The 14807-nt window shown below is 42.2% G+C and carries 12 protein-coding genes; 4 read left to right on the forward strand and 8 right to left on the reverse strand.

All coding sequences use genetic code 11. From position 1 onward, the window contains the following. Positions 1-518: 518 nt before the first annotated feature. Complete coding sequence (gene hisC, locus ACU52_RS05115) at positions 519-1553, reverse strand: histidinol-phosphate transaminase (protein WP_021854980.1); 1035 nt, start codon at positions 1551-1553, stop codon at positions 519-521. 271 nt (positions 1554-1824) lie between these two features. Here hisC and ACU52_RS05120 point away from each other — a divergent pair, with 271 nt between their 5' ends. Next, positions 1825-3045: an MltF family protein gene (locus tag ACU52_RS05120; protein ID WP_394330577.1), complete on the forward strand. Its 1221-nt coding sequence runs from the start codon at positions 1825-1827 to the stop codon at positions 3043-3045. A gap of 327 nt (positions 3046-3372) precedes the next feature. Here the strand turns inward: ACU52_RS05120 and ACU52_RS05125 are convergent, their stop codons facing one another. From ACU52_RS05125 to ileS, 5 genes are read right to left on the reverse strand one after another with little or no spacing between them, the layout of a single operon-like run. Next, complete coding sequence (locus ACU52_RS05125) at positions 3373-3594, reverse strand: hypothetical protein (protein WP_053398005.1); 222 nt, start codon at positions 3592-3594, stop codon at positions 3373-3375. 33 nt (positions 3595-3627) lie between these two features. After that, positions 3628-4614, reverse strand: coding sequence for a DUF4296 domain-containing protein (locus ACU52_RS05130; protein WP_053398006.1), 987 nt, complete (start codon positions 4612-4614; stop codon positions 3628-3630). Beyond that, positions 4611-5243, reverse strand: a complete 633-nt coding sequence (locus ACU52_RS05135; RefSeq protein ID WP_053398007.1) for a lipoprotein signal peptidase — start codon at positions 5241-5243, stop codon at positions 4611-4613. The genes ACU52_RS05130 and ACU52_RS05135 overlap by 4 nt, the downstream gene beginning before the upstream one ends. Beyond that, a complete protein-coding gene (locus ACU52_RS05140; protein ID WP_021854975.1) occupies positions 5244-5624 on the reverse strand; it encodes a TraR/DksA family transcriptional regulator in 381 nt (126 codons plus the stop codon). It abuts the gene before it with no gap. Between the two features lie 31 nt (positions 5625-5655). Next, positions 5656-9087 (reverse strand): isoleucine--tRNA ligase, encoded by a 3432-nt coding sequence (gene ileS / locus ACU52_RS05145; protein ID WP_053398008.1) that lies wholly within the window; start codon positions 9085-9087, stop codon positions 5656-5658. 235 nt (positions 9088-9322) lie between these two features. Here ileS and ACU52_RS05150 point away from each other — a divergent pair, with 235 nt between their 5' ends. Then, positions 9323-10345: an esterase-like activity of phytase family protein gene (locus ACU52_RS05150; protein WP_082335175.1), complete on the forward strand. Its 1023-nt coding sequence runs from the start codon at positions 9323-9325 to the stop codon at positions 10343-10345. Positions 10346-11033: 688 nt separating this feature from the next. On the opposite strand, the gene ACU52_RS05155 is transcribed toward ACU52_RS05150, so the two are convergent. Both ACU52_RS05155 and ACU52_RS05160 read right to left on the reverse strand, forming a co-directional pair. Continuing rightward, positions 11034-11900 (reverse strand): glycoside hydrolase family 25 protein, encoded by an 867-nt coding sequence (locus ACU52_RS05155; protein WP_053398063.1) that lies wholly within the window; start codon positions 11898-11900, stop codon positions 11034-11036. Positions 11901-11994: 94 nt separating this feature from the next. Continuing rightward, positions 11995-13635, reverse strand: coding sequence for a diphosphate--fructose-6-phosphate 1-phosphotransferase (locus ACU52_RS05160; protein WP_053398009.1), 1641 nt, complete (start codon positions 13633-13635; stop codon positions 11995-11997). Between the two features lie 203 nt (positions 13636-13838). Here ACU52_RS05160 and ACU52_RS05165 point away from each other — a divergent pair, with 203 nt between their 5' ends. Next, complete coding sequence (locus tag ACU52_RS05165; RefSeq protein WP_021854967.1) at positions 13839-14108, forward strand: hypothetical protein; 270 nt, start codon at positions 13839-13841, stop codon at positions 14106-14108. A gap of 16 nt (positions 14109-14124) precedes the next feature. Next, a complete protein-coding gene (locus tag ACU52_RS05170) occupies positions 14125-14676 on the forward strand; it encodes a 1-acyl-sn-glycerol-3-phosphate acyltransferase (RefSeq protein ID WP_021854966.1) in 552 nt (183 codons plus the stop codon). Positions 14677-14807: the final 131 nt, after the last annotated feature.

The raw sequence follows: 14807 nt of genomic DNA on the forward strand, positions 1-14807 counted from the left end.
AAAATTAAAGATGAAAAACGCCTGACGGAAGTGAAGAGAAGGCGCAAAAAGCGCAACTAAAAATGAGAAATTAAAAAATTAAAAGTTAAAAATTAAAGATGAAAAACGCCTGACGGAAGTGAAGAGAAGGCGCAAAAAGCGCAACTAAAAATGAGAACTTAAAAATTAAAAGTTAAAATTAAAGATGAAAAACGCCTGACGGAAGTGAAGAGAAGGCGCAAAAGCGCAACTAAAAATGAAAACTTAAAAATTAATAGTTCCGTAAGCATCCGTATTAAATTGGTAAATTGTTATTCGTCTTTAAGAATAAAAAAAGCAGGATGATTTAAGAGTTGGAAGCTGTAGGGCGTCTGAGGCCATGTATCTATTCGTGAAATAAAAGCGGACAGGCATCGGCTAAATGCAGCCTGACGCCTGTCCGTATTATCTGTAGTTGTTATGCCTATTTAATAAAAAACATTGTTCATTTAAGCGATGTCGCATATTGATTGACGCGTACATCAGGCCTGAGTATCCGGTCAGTATTGTCTCAGGGCCGACAGCAGTTCGTTGTTTTCGCTCTTGCTGCCTATGGTTATGCGCAGGCAGTTGTTGCAAAGATGCACGTTGGCTCTGTTTCTTACAATCACGCCATTGCTTTTAAGATAGTCGTAAATGGCCTGCGCATCGTTCATCTTGGCAAGGAAGAAGTTGGCATCAGTAGGGTATATCCGTTCGCAGAAGGGCAGCAGTCTGAACGCCTCAATCATTCTGCCCCTTTCAAGCAGTATGGTCTTCACCCATTTGTCTACCTCGTAAGGCTCTTTAAGTGCTTCAATGGCCTGCCTCTGCGTCAGTGTGCTTATGTTGTAAGGATGTTTCACCTTGTTGAAGATGTCTATTATATCCTTTTGCGCAAAAGCCATGCCGAGCCTTATTGCCGCACATCCCCATGCGTTGCTGAAGGTGTTGAGCACAACAAGGTTAGGATACTTGGCAATATCGAGCCGCAGCGGCCGCTCTGAAGAGAAATCAGAGTAAGCCTCGTCGACCACTACAATGCCCTGAAACTCATTTATCACTTTGACAACCTCATCGCGCATGATGTTGTTGCCGGTAGGATTGTTGGGCGAGCATATCCATATAAGCTTAGTGGTGTCGCTGCATGCATGGAGCAGCCTGTCGGCTGTAGTCTGATAATTTTGGTCAAGCTCAACCGTGCGGTATTCAACATCGTTGATGTCGGCGCAGACTTTATACATGCCGTATGTAGGTTCTATGGCCACAACGTTGTCTCTGCCAGGGCATGTAAAGCAGCGATAGAGCAAGTCGATGGCCTCGTCGGAGCCGTTGCCGAGAAAAATCTGCTCGGGCCTTACGCCTTTTATTTTAGACAGTCGGGCTTTGACTTCGGACTGCTGCGGATCGGGATATCTGTTGTAAGGCGAGTTATATGGATTCTCGTTGGCATCGAGAAACACCTTTGCTGCTGTTGCGCCGCATTCGTTGTGTGCGCTGCTGTAAGGTTTCAGGTTCCATATATTTGGCCGAGTTAATTCTTTTAATGGCTTCATGGCTAATTTTGTCTTATGTTCTTTATTATTATTGTGATGGCATCATGTGTGCGTTTGTTTGAGCTTATCCTGATGTCTGATAGGTCAGGCAGATTTATAGTATCGTCAAACAGGCGGCTTTAGACAATGCTGCAACTCACAATATAATTTATAAATTAATTAAAAATACATGGCAAAATTACTTCTTTTTAAGCATATCTGCAAAAATCGTTGTACTTTTGTATCCGATTTGCTGCAGATTGAATTTTATCTGCGTTTTTATTATGAAAATATGTACCAACCGTTAAGATTATTACTGACAGCCTTGCTTGTGGCGGTGATGCTATCGTGCGCAGAAAAGAAGAAAGAACCCCTTGTTACGCCATGGGGCGAGGTGCAGACAGACACAATATTGCCTAATGACAACTTTACAGTAAGCGACATTGTCGGCAACGGTGAACTTATAGCACTGACGCTGACCGGTCCGGAGACATACTATGATTATCGTGGCAGAGGTATGGGCGCGCAATATCTTTTGTGTGAGAAGTTTGCACAAAAGCTTGGAGTGTCGCTGAGAGTTGAGGTGTGTAAGGATACGGCAGAGATGGTTAAGCGTCTGCTTGCTGGCGACGCAGACCTTATAGCTTTTCCATTGCCTAAGAAGCTGGCACAGAAAAACAGGCTTATTGCCTGTGGCGCCGGTGTTGACTCTCTCGGTGTTCAGTGGGCGGTAGACACGGGAAACAAGGAGCTGGCAGACAGTCTGAACAGCTGGTACAAGCCGAACATGCTTGCCGACATAAAGAAGGAAGAAAGCTATCTGCTGTCGTCAAAAAGCGTAAAGCGACATGTATATGCCCCCTTCCTTAACAGGGCCGGCGGCGTGATATCTCATTATGACCCGTTGTTCAAGAAATATGCTCCTGTTGCAAGATGGGACTGGCGCCTTATGGCTGCACAGTGTTATCAGGAGTCGTGCTTCGATCCTCAGGCCAGGTCGTGGGCCGGTGCCCGCGGACTGATGCAGATAATGCCCGGTACGGCTTCGCATCTCGGACTGGCAATGTCGGATATTCATGATCCGGAGAAAAACATAAGTGCGGCAGCGCGCTATATAAGCGAGCTAAACGGATATTTCAGAAATATCCCGAGCGCAGCAGAGCGGCAGCTGTTTGTACTGGCTTCATATAACGGCGGATATTTCCATGTTCAGGATGCTATGGCTCTTGCACGCAAGAACGGGAAGAGTCCTCACAGATGGCGCGACGTGGCGTATTATATTCTGGCCCTCGAGCAGCCACAGTATTATAACGACCCTGTGGTGAAGCATGGATATATGCGAGGCTCGGAGACGGTTGATTATGTCGACCGCATCCGCCAACGTTATGCACAATATAGAGGAGTGCCTTATGGAGGAGCCTCTGTCAAGGGGTGGAGTGGAGGATCTTCGACTCCGTCATTCAGTCCGATGACTCCACGTAAGGCAAAGAAACGCCATCGGTTTCATATCTGATGCAGTAGAAGTGAAGCAATGCTAAGCCGTAATTATACGGCAAAGGCTTGCCTTTGCATGTTTTTTTGCCGAAAACAGTTATCAGGCAGCATGCGGACCAATGACTGATTGGGGTTAAATACAGTGTGAGGATATCTATGGCTGAAAGTATGATTTACTGATATCTGCTGTTATCAGAATGGTTTCATGATATCTGTAAATCCTTGGGAATGAGAGATAATGGTTTTATAAGAATTTGTGTGGCAAATGATGCCAATGATCATTTGTCTGCAAGTGATAAAGCTAGTCAAATCATATAGTCTGCAATAAATATATTTCATTTACGGTTCAGTAGCAGTCTTGTGTCAGCAGTTTTCCGTCCTTGTACGCCCTTATACATCCTTCAGCGTCGTTAGACAATGTTATTGTGCCTCCGAGCCATTCGGTAAACGGCAGCTCTTCTGTGAGCGGGTAATAGTCTTTTACAATGCAGCCTTCAATCTCGATGGCATATTGTATAAATTCCTTGCTGCCGAATATAATTCTGTTTGCTGCTATTCGCCTTGGCATATATGTAAGGATGTAAATTGTTTTGTTCTACAACTATTGTGCTTTAAGCTTTTGCGGTGTAGGTGCAATGCGTCTCATTTGCACAGGCTCGTTGGAAATTGAGCGTACAGGGATTGCCGGTTGATTGGCCGGCTGTTTCGGCTTGCTTACAGAGTCGGCGCGTTTTACCGTATTAGTTCCATTTACTCTTTTTAGAGTGTCTCTGTCTGTTACGCTATTGTTGCTTGTGCTTTGCGGTTTAGTGCGTCCGTTGTTGCGCATGCGTATGAGTCTTATTCTGTCTATAGCCAATAGGTTAAGGGCATTTTTGTTCTGATCAGATAAAGATTTGTTCAGATACACAAATCCCCTTATGGCTTTAATTCCGTTATTCTCAGTATCAGCAATGTTGATGCTGTAATTGTTGTTTGATGACAGATGAATAACGCTGCTTGCTATGCTGTCGTTCTTGAACTGTACGGCAAGCATGGCAACTCCGTCTCTGACACCTTCTTTGAAGATAAAGTTGCTGTTGAAGCTGAAAATGAGCTTGTCTCCTTCATGATACGTGCTGTCTGCCGTAATCTCGAACGACATAGTGTTGTACGGAGCGTTAGGCATCAGAACGCACGACGACACACCTCTCCACATGTTAGATGTGTCTTTTACAGATGTCAGGTCTCCATATTTGCTGATGTCGTTAGCTGACGCTCCTAGTGCCAGGGCTTCATCGCTTAGGCGCTTTGACAGATTTTCGTATATTTTGTGCAGTCTGTCAGCATGCCGTACATAATAGACAAGCGAAGAATCGAACTCGGCCTGAGTTATTCCGTATTTCTTTAATACAGCCTGACGGTATAATGTCACTTCATACTTTTTCTCGTCTGAACCGTCATTGTTGACCATTGCATCCGCTAAATGGTAATCATACAATATATCCTCGAACTCGTCTGGCTGAAGGTATTTCCCAGGTACTTGAGGCTTGCATGAAAAAATTATCAGCAAGAGAGATATCAGCAGGAAACTTGTATTGATTTTCATTTTCGGCTAAATGATATTTGTGAGAGTTCTGTACGGCAAAACAGCAGAAGCAGAATTACGCCAACGCTGATGCAGGCGTCTGCAAAGTTAAAGACAGGACTGAAAAAGATAAATTCGTCTCCACCCCAAAATGGAACCCATTCGGGCCATGTCGTTACTATCAGGGGGAAATAGAACATATCAACCACCTTACCCATAAGGAATGGAGCATAGCCATGGCCAAACGGTACCATGTATGATACATAATAGGGTGACGAGGCGTTGAATATCAGCCCATAAAACATGCAGTCGATAAGATTGCCTATGGCACCGGCAAGCACCAATACCAAGCAGGCAAGATAAAATGTCCTGACATTCTTTTTTATTTGCCTGTAGATGTAGACGCCCAATACGCTAATTGCTACAATACGAAAAAGGCTGAGAACCAATTTGTTTATTATAGTCATCCCATAAGCCATACCGTTGTTTTCGATAAAGCTTATATAAAACCAATCAGTAATCCTGATGCTTTCATGCAGGCACATACTGGTTTTGACCTCAATTTTGATTATTTGGTCAATAACGAGAAGTATAATAACTGCAAATATGGATATCAGCCCTTTTCTCTTATGTGTACTAATACTTTTCATTTAGTGATTTCTGGCATTCTTTGATGCAACGCTTAACGTCGCATGAGGAACGGCACGCAGGCGTTCTTTCGGTATAAGCTCGCCTGTTATACGGTCTATGCCATACGTTTTATTTTCTATCCTTATCAGTGCTGCTTCAAGTCCCTGGATGAACTTCTGCAGGCGACTGGCTTGCTGAATAAGCTCTTCCTTGGTCTGTGTGGCACTTCCTTCTTCCAATATCTTGTAAGTAGGAGATGTGTCCTCAACGTCATTACCATCGGCATTCATCAGCGTTTTCATCATTTTGCTGTAGTCGCGGCGTGCCAATTTGAGCTTATCGTTAATTATGCTTCTGAACTCTTCGAGCTCTTCATCGCTATAACGTGTCTTTTCTGCCATAATATATAAATTTTAAAGTTAATATTTGAGGTTAAACTTTCTCAACCTTGATGTTTGCGTCAAAGTCATCGAAGTTAGTGTTCACACCGTCATTATCAGCCAATGTTATTGAATCGGCCAGTACTTGTCCCTTGATGTAGTCGGCAAAAGCTTTGACTGCTGTCTCGATTTGGGCGTTTGGAGCAATAGTGACGTTAATTCTGTCAGTTATCTCCAAACCGCAGTCTTTGCGCAAGTTCTGAATGCGGTTGATCAGTTCGCGGGCCATACCCTCGTTCTTAAGCTCTTCGTTAAGTTCTATTTCAAGAGCTACAGTGAGGTTGCCTTCGTTTGCGACAAGCCATCCCGGAATGTCCTCACTTATAATCTCAACGTCAGTAGCTTCAACAACAACCTCCTGCTCGTCGACATTTAAGGTTATTTTTCCTTCTTTCTCAAGAGATAAAATTTCTTCCTGGCTCAGATTTCCCATTTGGGCAGCAATGCCTTTCATGAGCTTACCGAACTTCTTTCCCATTGTACGGAAGTTGCACTTAACTTTCTTGACCAGAACGTCTGAGCTTTCTACAAACTTGAGCTCTTTTACGTTTACCTCATTGATTACAAGGTCTTTAATTGCCTCGATGTGTCTTCTCTGACTTTCATCTGTTGCAGGTATCATTACTGACTGTAACGGCTGGCGAACCTTTATGTTGACTTTACGACGGAGAGCCAAAACCATAGAGGTTATCTTTTGTGCCATCTCCATTCTAGCCTCGAGGTCTTTGTCAATAAGACTTTCGTCAGCAACAGGGAAGTCTGTAAGATGTACTGACTCGGCTTTATCGCGTCCGGTAGCATTCTCAAGATCTTTAAACAGCTGGTCTGAGTAGAAGGGTGAGAATGGTGCCAGAAGCTTGGCTATTGTTTCCAGACAGGTATATAATGTCTGGTAAGCAGACAGCTTGTCGCTGTCCATCTCCTTGCCCCAGAAACGTTTGCGGTTAAGACGAACGTACCAGTTGCTCAAATCATCATTTACGAACTCGTCAATCATACGGCCTGCCTTTGTCGGCTCATAGTCAGCCAATGAGGCGTCAACGCCTTTTATGAGAGAGTTGAGTTCAGACAATATCCAACGGTCTATCTCCGGACGTTCTGCAACCGGAATTTCTGCCTGTGAATAGTCGAAGCCGTCAACGTTGGCATACAGGCTGAAGAATGAATATGTGTTATATAATGTTCCGAAGAACTTTCTGCGCACTTCGTCTACGCCATTGGGATCGAACTTAAGGTTGTCCCATGGAGCTGAATTGGTCAGCATATAGAAACGTACTGCATCAGTGCCATATTTCTCGAGTGTTTCAAATGGGTCAACAGCATTACCGAGACGCTTACTCATCTTGTTGCCCTTAGCGTCAAGCACAAGACCGCTTGAGATAACGTTCTTAAATGCAACGTTGTCAAACACCATAGTAGCTATTGCGTGCAGAGTGAAGAACCATCCACGTGTCTGGTCTACACCTTCATTGATAAAGTCGGCAGGGAATGCCAGATTCTTGTCTATCATGTCTGCGTTTTCAAACGGATAGTGAATCTGTGCATAAGGCATACTTCCTGAGTCAAACCAAACGTCTATAAGGTCGGTTTCGCGCTTCATAGGCTTGTTGGTCTTACTGCAAAGTATAATGTTGTCGACATAAGGCCTGTGCATGTCTATCTTGTCATAGTTGTCCTGTGAATAATCACCGGGCACAAAACCTTTGTCCTTTAACGGGTTGGTTGCCATGAATCCAGCTGCAACGCTCTTTTCTATTTCGTCATAAAGCTCCTGCAATGAGCCTATGCATATCTCGTTTCCGTCTTCATCGCGCCATATTGGGAGCGGAGTACCCCAGAAACGGCTGCGGCTCAGGTTCCAGTCGTTAAGGTTCTCAAGCCAGTTGCCGAAACGTCCTGTACCGGTGCTTTCGGGTTTCCAGTTGATAGTTTTGTTCTTTTCAACCATGCTCTCCTTGCATGCAGTTGAACGTATGAACCAGCTGTCAAGAGGATAATACAGCACGGGTTTGTCTGTACGCCAGCAATGCGGATAGCTGTGTACGTGCTTTTCTATCTTAAACGCCTTGTTTGCAGCCTTTAAGTCCATACAGATAGATATGTCGAGAGTCTCGTCTTTATCTGTAAGATTCTCGTCATAAGCATTCTTTACGTATCTTCCGGCGTATTTGCTCCATGCATCCTTATTGACAAATTTCTCAACGAAGTCAGTGTCTAAGTCGTCAATAACGTAGTATTTGCCTTCGAGGTCTACGATAGGGCGGTGTTCGCCTTTCTTTGTTATTAGCACTATTGGCGGCACACCGGCTTTTTTAGCTACATTAGCATCGTCGGCACCAAAGTTAGGAGCAATATGAACGATACCTGTACCGTCCTCAGTTGTTACGTAGTCACCAGGGATTACACGGAATGCACCATCAGTCATAGGCTTGATCATGGGCAGAAGCTGTTCGTATTTCATGCCGACGAGATCAGAACCTTTGTAATGGGCAACTATTTTATAAGGTATAACTTTGTCACCTTTTTTGTAGCTTGCCAAATCGTTGTTCTCGTTCTTTGTATTGAAGTATGAAGGAACAAGAACCTCTGCCAATACAACTGTTTCCGGTTCACCTGTGTATCCGTTGTATGTCTGTACGGCAACGTAGTCGATATTTGGGCCTACGCACAATGCTGAGTTTGCGGCAAGTGTCCATGGAGTAGTAGTCCATGCCAAGAAATACGGCTTACCCCATTCTGTCATTTCAGGCTTCGGGTCAATGATAGCAAACTGAGCTGTTACTGTGGTGTCCTTAACATCGCGGTAGCATCCTGGCTGATTGAGCTCGTGACTTGACAGACCGGTGCCCGCAGCCGGTGAATAAGGCTGAATGGTGTATCCCTTATATAGAAGGTCTTTGTCATAAAGCTGTTTCAGAAGCCACCAAAGAGTTTCTATATATTTGTTGTCGTATGTGATATAAGGATTGTCAAGGTCAACCCAATAACCCATCTTCTCTGTAAGTTCTCTCCATTCTGCCGTGAACTTCATGACGTTCTCACGGCATTTCTTGTTGTAATCTTCAACAGAGATGTATTTCTCAGATTCCTTGTTGTCAATGTCTGCTTTGGTTATGCCAAGTTCTTTTTCAACTCCAAGCTCTACTGGAAGTCCGTGGGTGTCCCATCCGGCCTTGCGGTGAACCTGAAATCCTTTCATGGTCTTATAGCGATTGAAAGTGTCCTTTATCGTACGTGCAAGGACATGATGTATACCCGGATGTCCGTTTGCCGAAGGGGGACCTTCAAAGAATACAAATTGTGGACATCCCTCACGCTCTGTTATAGATTTTTGAAATACGTTATTCTTGTTCCAACTATCAAGCACAACCTTGTTCGTTTCTGTCAGATTCAGACCGTTGTGCTCGGCAAATTTTTTGGCCATATTGATTCTGTTATATAGTTTACTATTTGAGGCGCAAAGTTATATAAAAAAATTGTCATAACAAAGAATTATTTTAAAGTTTCATTTTATTTATAGTGCTTTTATACAAGATTTTAATATAGCATTTTGTCAACTTAAAGAATTTTTCTTGTTACATTTGCACTTGATTATAGTCTTCTTGAATTGATTGACTAATTGGCATTGTGCCGTGTGGTAAATATAATTAAGATTAAAGATGATTAGTAGAAGATTGATTTCAGTAATACTGATGACTTTGTGTCCGACTTTGTTTTGGGCTCAGACAGAGTTTGTTAAAGACTGTGGGCAGAAAGCTTTTCCGATAAAGGTTCCTGCCGGAAATTACAGCGGAATAACACCTGTGGGCGGCAATGAATATGCTGTCGTTTCGGATAAGTCTGCAACAGACGGATTCTTTGTATTTCGAATAGATGTTGATTCTGTATCGGGAGAAATTAAGGATGTTACGAATTTGGGCTTCAAAGGCGACTCTTTAAGTAATGCTGACTGTGAGGCTATTGCGTATGTTCCTTCAACGGGAACGTTTTTCATTAGCAGAGAGTCTGATAATGTTATTGGTGAATATACGGCTGACGGCAAGGCTACAGGCCGCAGTCTGAATATTCCGGATGATTATAAAAAATGTGTAGGCAATTATGGCTTTGAGTCATTGGTGTATGATGAGGAGGCACACTTGTTTTGGACCATAAATGAGAGCACAATGAATGGTGACGGTGAGTGTGCCACTTCGCTGAATAAGGTACGTAACGTGTTGAGACTTCAGGCGTTTGATGAAAAACTTCAGCCGGTGAAGCAGTACGCTTATCGCATGGATGAACCTATGGCAAATAAAAAATCGAGCAATTATGCAATGGGAGTAAGTGAATTGACTGCACTTGGTGACGGACGCCTGTTGGTACTTGAGCGTGAATTTTTTGTTCCAATGCTAAAGATTGGGGCTTTTGCTCAATGTAAATTATATGAGATTGTTCCTGAAGATGCAGAACCATTGTCCTCGGGCGAAGCGATTGGGGCTGATACAAAGTTTCTGAACAAACGGCTGGTATATTCCTTCGTTACCCGCCTTTCTCTCTTAGACTGGTCAGTTGCTAATTATGAAGGAATGTGTTTAGGTCCTAAGTTGGCTGATGGCAGCAGGACGCTTATTCTCGTCAGTGATTCGCAGGACAATTATGGAGGTGTCCTGAAAGACTGGTTTAAGACAATAGTAATACGTTGACGGGTAGGGCGCTTTTATGAACGTTATTTAGAAAACTTTTTGATTTTGACGCATTCAGACTTGCCATGTTCCGAATTTTTTGTGTTTGCCTTCAGAAAAAGAATAAAATGACACGTAAAATGCAATGCATTGTCTGTCAGTGCCTTATGCTGTTATGTTGCAGTAAACGTATTCTCCGATAGCCAGAATGTTATGATTTTTTTGAGCCAAACCTATGGTTTTAAAGGTGAAAAGCATAGGTTTTGCTTATTAATTGCATAGATTTTGTCGCGTTAAAGTGCCTGTTTCGATGATATTTTCAGGCTTATTTGTCAATAAATGCATGGATTTAGGCAGGTTTGTGCTAAAATTTCTCTCATTTTTATAATGATTAAATTCTATTTTAGAGAAAACTTTGAACATAAATTAGTAATATTTATTGACATTATTTCTTTGTCGTCCTTTATTTAGACAGCTACGTTTTATATCTAATATTATGGCTTGCAGGTGCGCATGATGACTTGTATATTTAAGTAAAATCATTTTCATTATAATGCATATTGTTCTAATTATACAAGTTTATTTATTCTTTTCCGGCCGTCTCGGTATAAGCTTTTTTGACATAGCCTGCTGGGCATATGAAAAATCAAATGCCAATATGTTCAAAATTGAACAGCAATTCAGCTAAATCTTAATATAAGATTTCTGTTTAATCTTGTTCGTATCCAATGGTCAGTTTGCGCAAGTCGTAGTAACTTCCGTTATAAATATTGAAATCAACATATCCTTTTATGCCCGGCAGACGTCCGGCGTCAGTATGCTGCCAAAATTTCCATTCGCCCGTATATTCAATTTTGTCGACATAATAATGCGCAATCCAGTAAGGGTAGTCGTTGAATACCGGTTCATTGAGATATGTCGTCTTAAATTTATAATATGTGTAAATAATCGGCTTGACATGGTATTTGTCTTCAACAATGTGAAGCCATGTAAGTACATCGCGCTGAAAATCCTCAAGGCTTACATCCTTTGGCTTGTGTTCAATGTCTAATACGGGAGGAAGGTCTCCGTCTTGCAGATATACATTGTTTAAAAAGAAATATGCCTGTGAGCGTGCTGAAGACTTGTTGCTCCAAAAATGATATGCTCCGCGTATGAAGCCATATTCTTTGGCCTGTCTGAAGTTTTCTTTGAATTTCGGGTCAATGCGGTCTGTGCCTTCTGTTGCTTTTATCAATATAAATCGTATCGGGCACTTCTCAATCATTGCATTCTGCAAAAGTTCCCAGTCAATGTCTCCCTGATAATGGCTGATGTCAATACCTCTGATTTCGTACCCCTCGGGATATTTCGCATCACCGTATATGGCTCTCCATCTGAACCCGAAGGGGCCGACGAAAAAGTAATAGAAAAAACATACGTATAATGCTACGACGCCAAGTCCGCCCAGCCACCATGCCCATCTGGGATATCTGTGAAAAAATGATGCCCTGGTATGAGAACGCCTTTTTTTGCCACATCTGTTAGTTGATGTAGTGTGCCGATTGTAGGTGTTTTTGTTTCTTGTACCAGTCATCATCTAAAAATAAAAAGAATGTGTAAAGGCCATGCCTTGTCAGCATTTACAGGCAAAACCGACCTTTACACATCTTTTTCGTATTATTGTAATATTATTCTTGTTCTAACTCAAGAGTCTTTGTTGTGCAGTCGCAAACTTCAGAAGGCCCCCAATACTGGATAGGACCAGGGTATATGAAGCTTGTCTCGCGTGCCCATTTGTCACGTATCTTCTCGAATGCCTTGAACGGTTTGCCGTCAAGTTCAACGAGAGCTTTGCGGATTACAGGCTTCATCTCGCCATTTCTGCGCTCCATGTTCATCATCATGGTGATTGGCACACCTCCGGCTCTCCACTCGTTTGTGGGCTTTGTTGTGTTCTTGATTATAGCCATGTATCCTGTCTTTCCGTTTGCAATCAGCTGAGCAGCGCTTGTTCCGAGTGCATAGCAGTAATTTGTGTCATAGTTAGAAGGAGCTGCGCAACGTCCCTCGTATCCGAAGAAGTGGTGCAGACATGCGAATTTGCCCTTGTATTTACCTTCTTCTTTCCACTGCTCAAGTTTTGCGTCGCACATGTCAGAAAGAAGTCTTTCTGTTTCTATGAGAGAAACTTGAACGTTTCCGTGAGGATCACGGTCGAGTGAAAGCTGGCGGGCAACGTTAGCAGGCAGTGTGGCAAATGTCTGCTTGTTCTCTTCGCTCAGGTGAGCGAGTATGTATTCGCGCTGTGCTTCTTCGTCGAGTCCTTTGTAGTCATTGCCGTGAGCAGCCAAGAGGTCGTTCAGCTCTTCGATAAGTTTTCCGATTGAAGGAATAAATTCGATAAGACCTTCAGGTATGAGGATAACTCCGAAGTTGAGGCCTTGCTCTGCACGGTAGGCTATTACATTACAGATGTTCTCAACAATTTGGTTAAGAGTCATGTTCTTAGCCTTAACCTCTTCAGAGATGATACAGATGTTAGGCTGGCACTGCAGGGCGCATTCCAGTGCAATGTGGCTGGCAGAACGTCCCATCAGTTTAATGAAGTGCCAATATTTCTTAGACGAATTACAGTCGCGCTCGATATTTCCGATAAGTTCAGAGTAAGTCTTTGTTGCGGTGTCAAAACCGAATGATGTTTCAATCTGGTCATTCTTCAAGTCACCGTCAATGGTCTTGGGGCATCCTATAACCTGTACGCCATATTTCTTTGCTGCATAATATTCGGCAAGGACACATGCATTTGTGTTAGAGTCGTCACCGCCAATTATAACAAGAGCTTTAATGTTGAGTTCGCGTACAATTTCAAGACCTTTTTCAAATTGCTCAATCTTTTCAAGCTTGGTGCGGCCTGAACCAATCATATCGAAACCGCCAGTGTTGCGATAATCGTTGATATAGTCTTCTGTGATTTCAATATACTTGTGGTCAACCAATCCGCCAGGGCCGAGGATGAATCCGTACAGCTTGTTGTTGGGGTTGAGACGCTTGATAGTGTCAAACAGACCTGTTATGACGTTGTGTCCGCCGGGAGCCTGACCTCCACTAAGAATAACGCCCACATTCATTTCGCAAGTCTGTGTCTCGTTGCTGGGTTCAAATTCCACAACCGGCATACCGTAAGTGTTGGGGAATAATTTTTTGATGTCTTCCTGATCGTCCACACTTTGTGTTGGAGCACCCTCTTTTACTTTTACAGAACCTTGAAGTGATGTCGGCAATTTTGGTGCGTAGTCAATTCTGGCTTTCTGTAATGCACTTTTTTCCATAATACCAAAATTAAATTAATATAGTTAGTTATAAATATAGCTTTTAGACCTGTGCAAATTTACGAATTTTTGTCAATATAGAAAAATAAATAAAATATTTTGAATAAAATAATGTTTTTTTTCATTAAACGGCTTGTGATTATTAATTTATTTATTACATTTGTTGTGTAAAGTTTTAGATAAACATAAAAAATAAGAATAATATGGCAAGCAAAAGAAATTTAAAAAAAATGATTAATTATATCTGTAGTGATGTTTTTTCTGAGTGTATGGCAGCATCATTATATAGTGGTAAGAAGGATACGGAAGACGTTAAGGCGATATTGTCGTCAATCTTAATAGTACACGACAATTCTATTAGAAGAGTTTCGCATCCGGAACCAGGAATGTCAAAAAAATCATATTATAAAGATCTAAAGGACAAATTTAATGCTCAGATTTGCGAAATTGTTGATCATATAGTTAACATCTAAATAATTTATTCACGTCATGCTGCAAACACTTTGCAAGTGGCTTTTGTATAAAAAAGGTGGTTGGAAGAAAGATGTTACCGTGTCTCATCCGGATAAGTATATTATCTGTCTGGCGCCTCATACCAGTAATTGGGACTTTGTAATAGGACAGCTATACATGAGAGCCGAAGGCCTGAGAATTAATTTCATGATGAAAAAGGAATGGTTCGTATGGCCTCTCGGGTTTTTCTTTAAGAAAATAGGAGGTATACCGGTCAGTAGGTCTAAGCATACAAAGATGACCGACCAGTTGGCTGACGCCGCAAAGTCTAGAGACACATTCTATCTTTGTATAACGCCGGAAGGAACGAGATCTCGCAATCCTAATTGGAAAAAAGGTTTTTATTATATTGCTTTGAAGGCAGGTATACCAATACTTTTATATGGATTGGACTACAAAAGACATCTCATTCAATGTAATAAAAGTCTTGTTCCGTCAGGGGATATTGATGTGGATATGAAAATAATAAAAGACTATTTCAAGGAATATTCAGGATTACATCCGGATTTGTTTACTACTGGAGACTGATTTATGCAAAAGAAATTTTTTTTGTTCTTATTTAGTATACTCCTTGTCTCATGCGGGACACATCGTAAAATAGTGTCTTCACAAGGCAAGAAGGACAAAAAGGAGACTTCAGAAAAGAAAAGAGAAATAAA

The sequence above is a fragment of the Xylanibacter rarus genome, assembly GCF_001275135.1.
GTDB lineage: Bacteria > Bacteroidota > Bacteroidia > Bacteroidales > Bacteroidaceae > Prevotella > Prevotella rara.

What these genes read in the sequence shown, in the direction of transcription:
- ACU52_RS05120 (WP_394330577.1), top strand. Translation starts at nt 1,825, where the DNA reads ATGTACCAACCGTTAAGATTATTACTGACAGCCTTGCTTGTGGCGGTG.
- ACU52_RS05155 (WP_053398063.1), bottom strand. Translation starts at nt 11,900, where the DNA reads ATGACTGGTACAAGAAACAAAAACACCTACAATCGGCACACTACATCA.
- ACU52_RS05130 (WP_053398006.1), bottom strand. Translation starts at nt 4,614, where the DNA reads ATGAAAATCAATACAAGTTTCCTGCTGATATCTCTCTTGCTGATAATT.
- ACU52_RS05135 (WP_053398007.1), bottom strand. Translation starts at nt 5,243, where the DNA reads ATGAAAAGTATTAGTACACATAAGAGAAAAGGGCTGATATCCATATTT.
- ACU52_RS05140 (WP_021854975.1), bottom strand. Translation starts at nt 5,624, where the DNA reads ATGGCAGAAAAGACACGTTATAGCGATGAAGAGCTCGAAGAGTTCAGA.
- ACU52_RS05165 (WP_021854967.1), top strand. Translation starts at nt 13,839, where the DNA reads ATGGCAAGCAAAAGAAATTTAAAAAAAATGATTAATTATATCTGTAGT.
- hisC (WP_021854980.1), bottom strand. Translation starts at nt 1,553, where the DNA reads ATGAAGCCATTAAAAGAATTAACTCGGCCAAATATATGGAACCTGAAA.
- ACU52_RS05170 (WP_021854966.1), top strand. Translation starts at nt 14,125, where the DNA reads ATGCTGCAAACACTTTGCAAGTGGCTTTTGTATAAAAAAGGTGGTTGG.
- ileS (WP_053398008.1), bottom strand. Translation starts at nt 9,087, where the DNA reads ATGGCCAAAAAATTTGCCGAGCACAACGGTCTGAATCTGACAGAAACG.
- ACU52_RS05150 (WP_082335175.1), top strand. Translation starts at nt 9,323, where the DNA reads ATGATTAGTAGAAGATTGATTTCAGTAATACTGATGACTTTGTGTCCG.
- ACU52_RS05125 (WP_053398005.1), bottom strand. Translation starts at nt 3,594, where the DNA reads ATGCCAAGGCGAATAGCAGCAAACAGAATTATATTCGGCAGCAAGGAA.
- ACU52_RS05160 (WP_053398009.1), bottom strand. Translation starts at nt 13,635, where the DNA reads ATGGAAAAAAGTGCATTACAGAAAGCCAGAATTGACTACGCACCAAAA.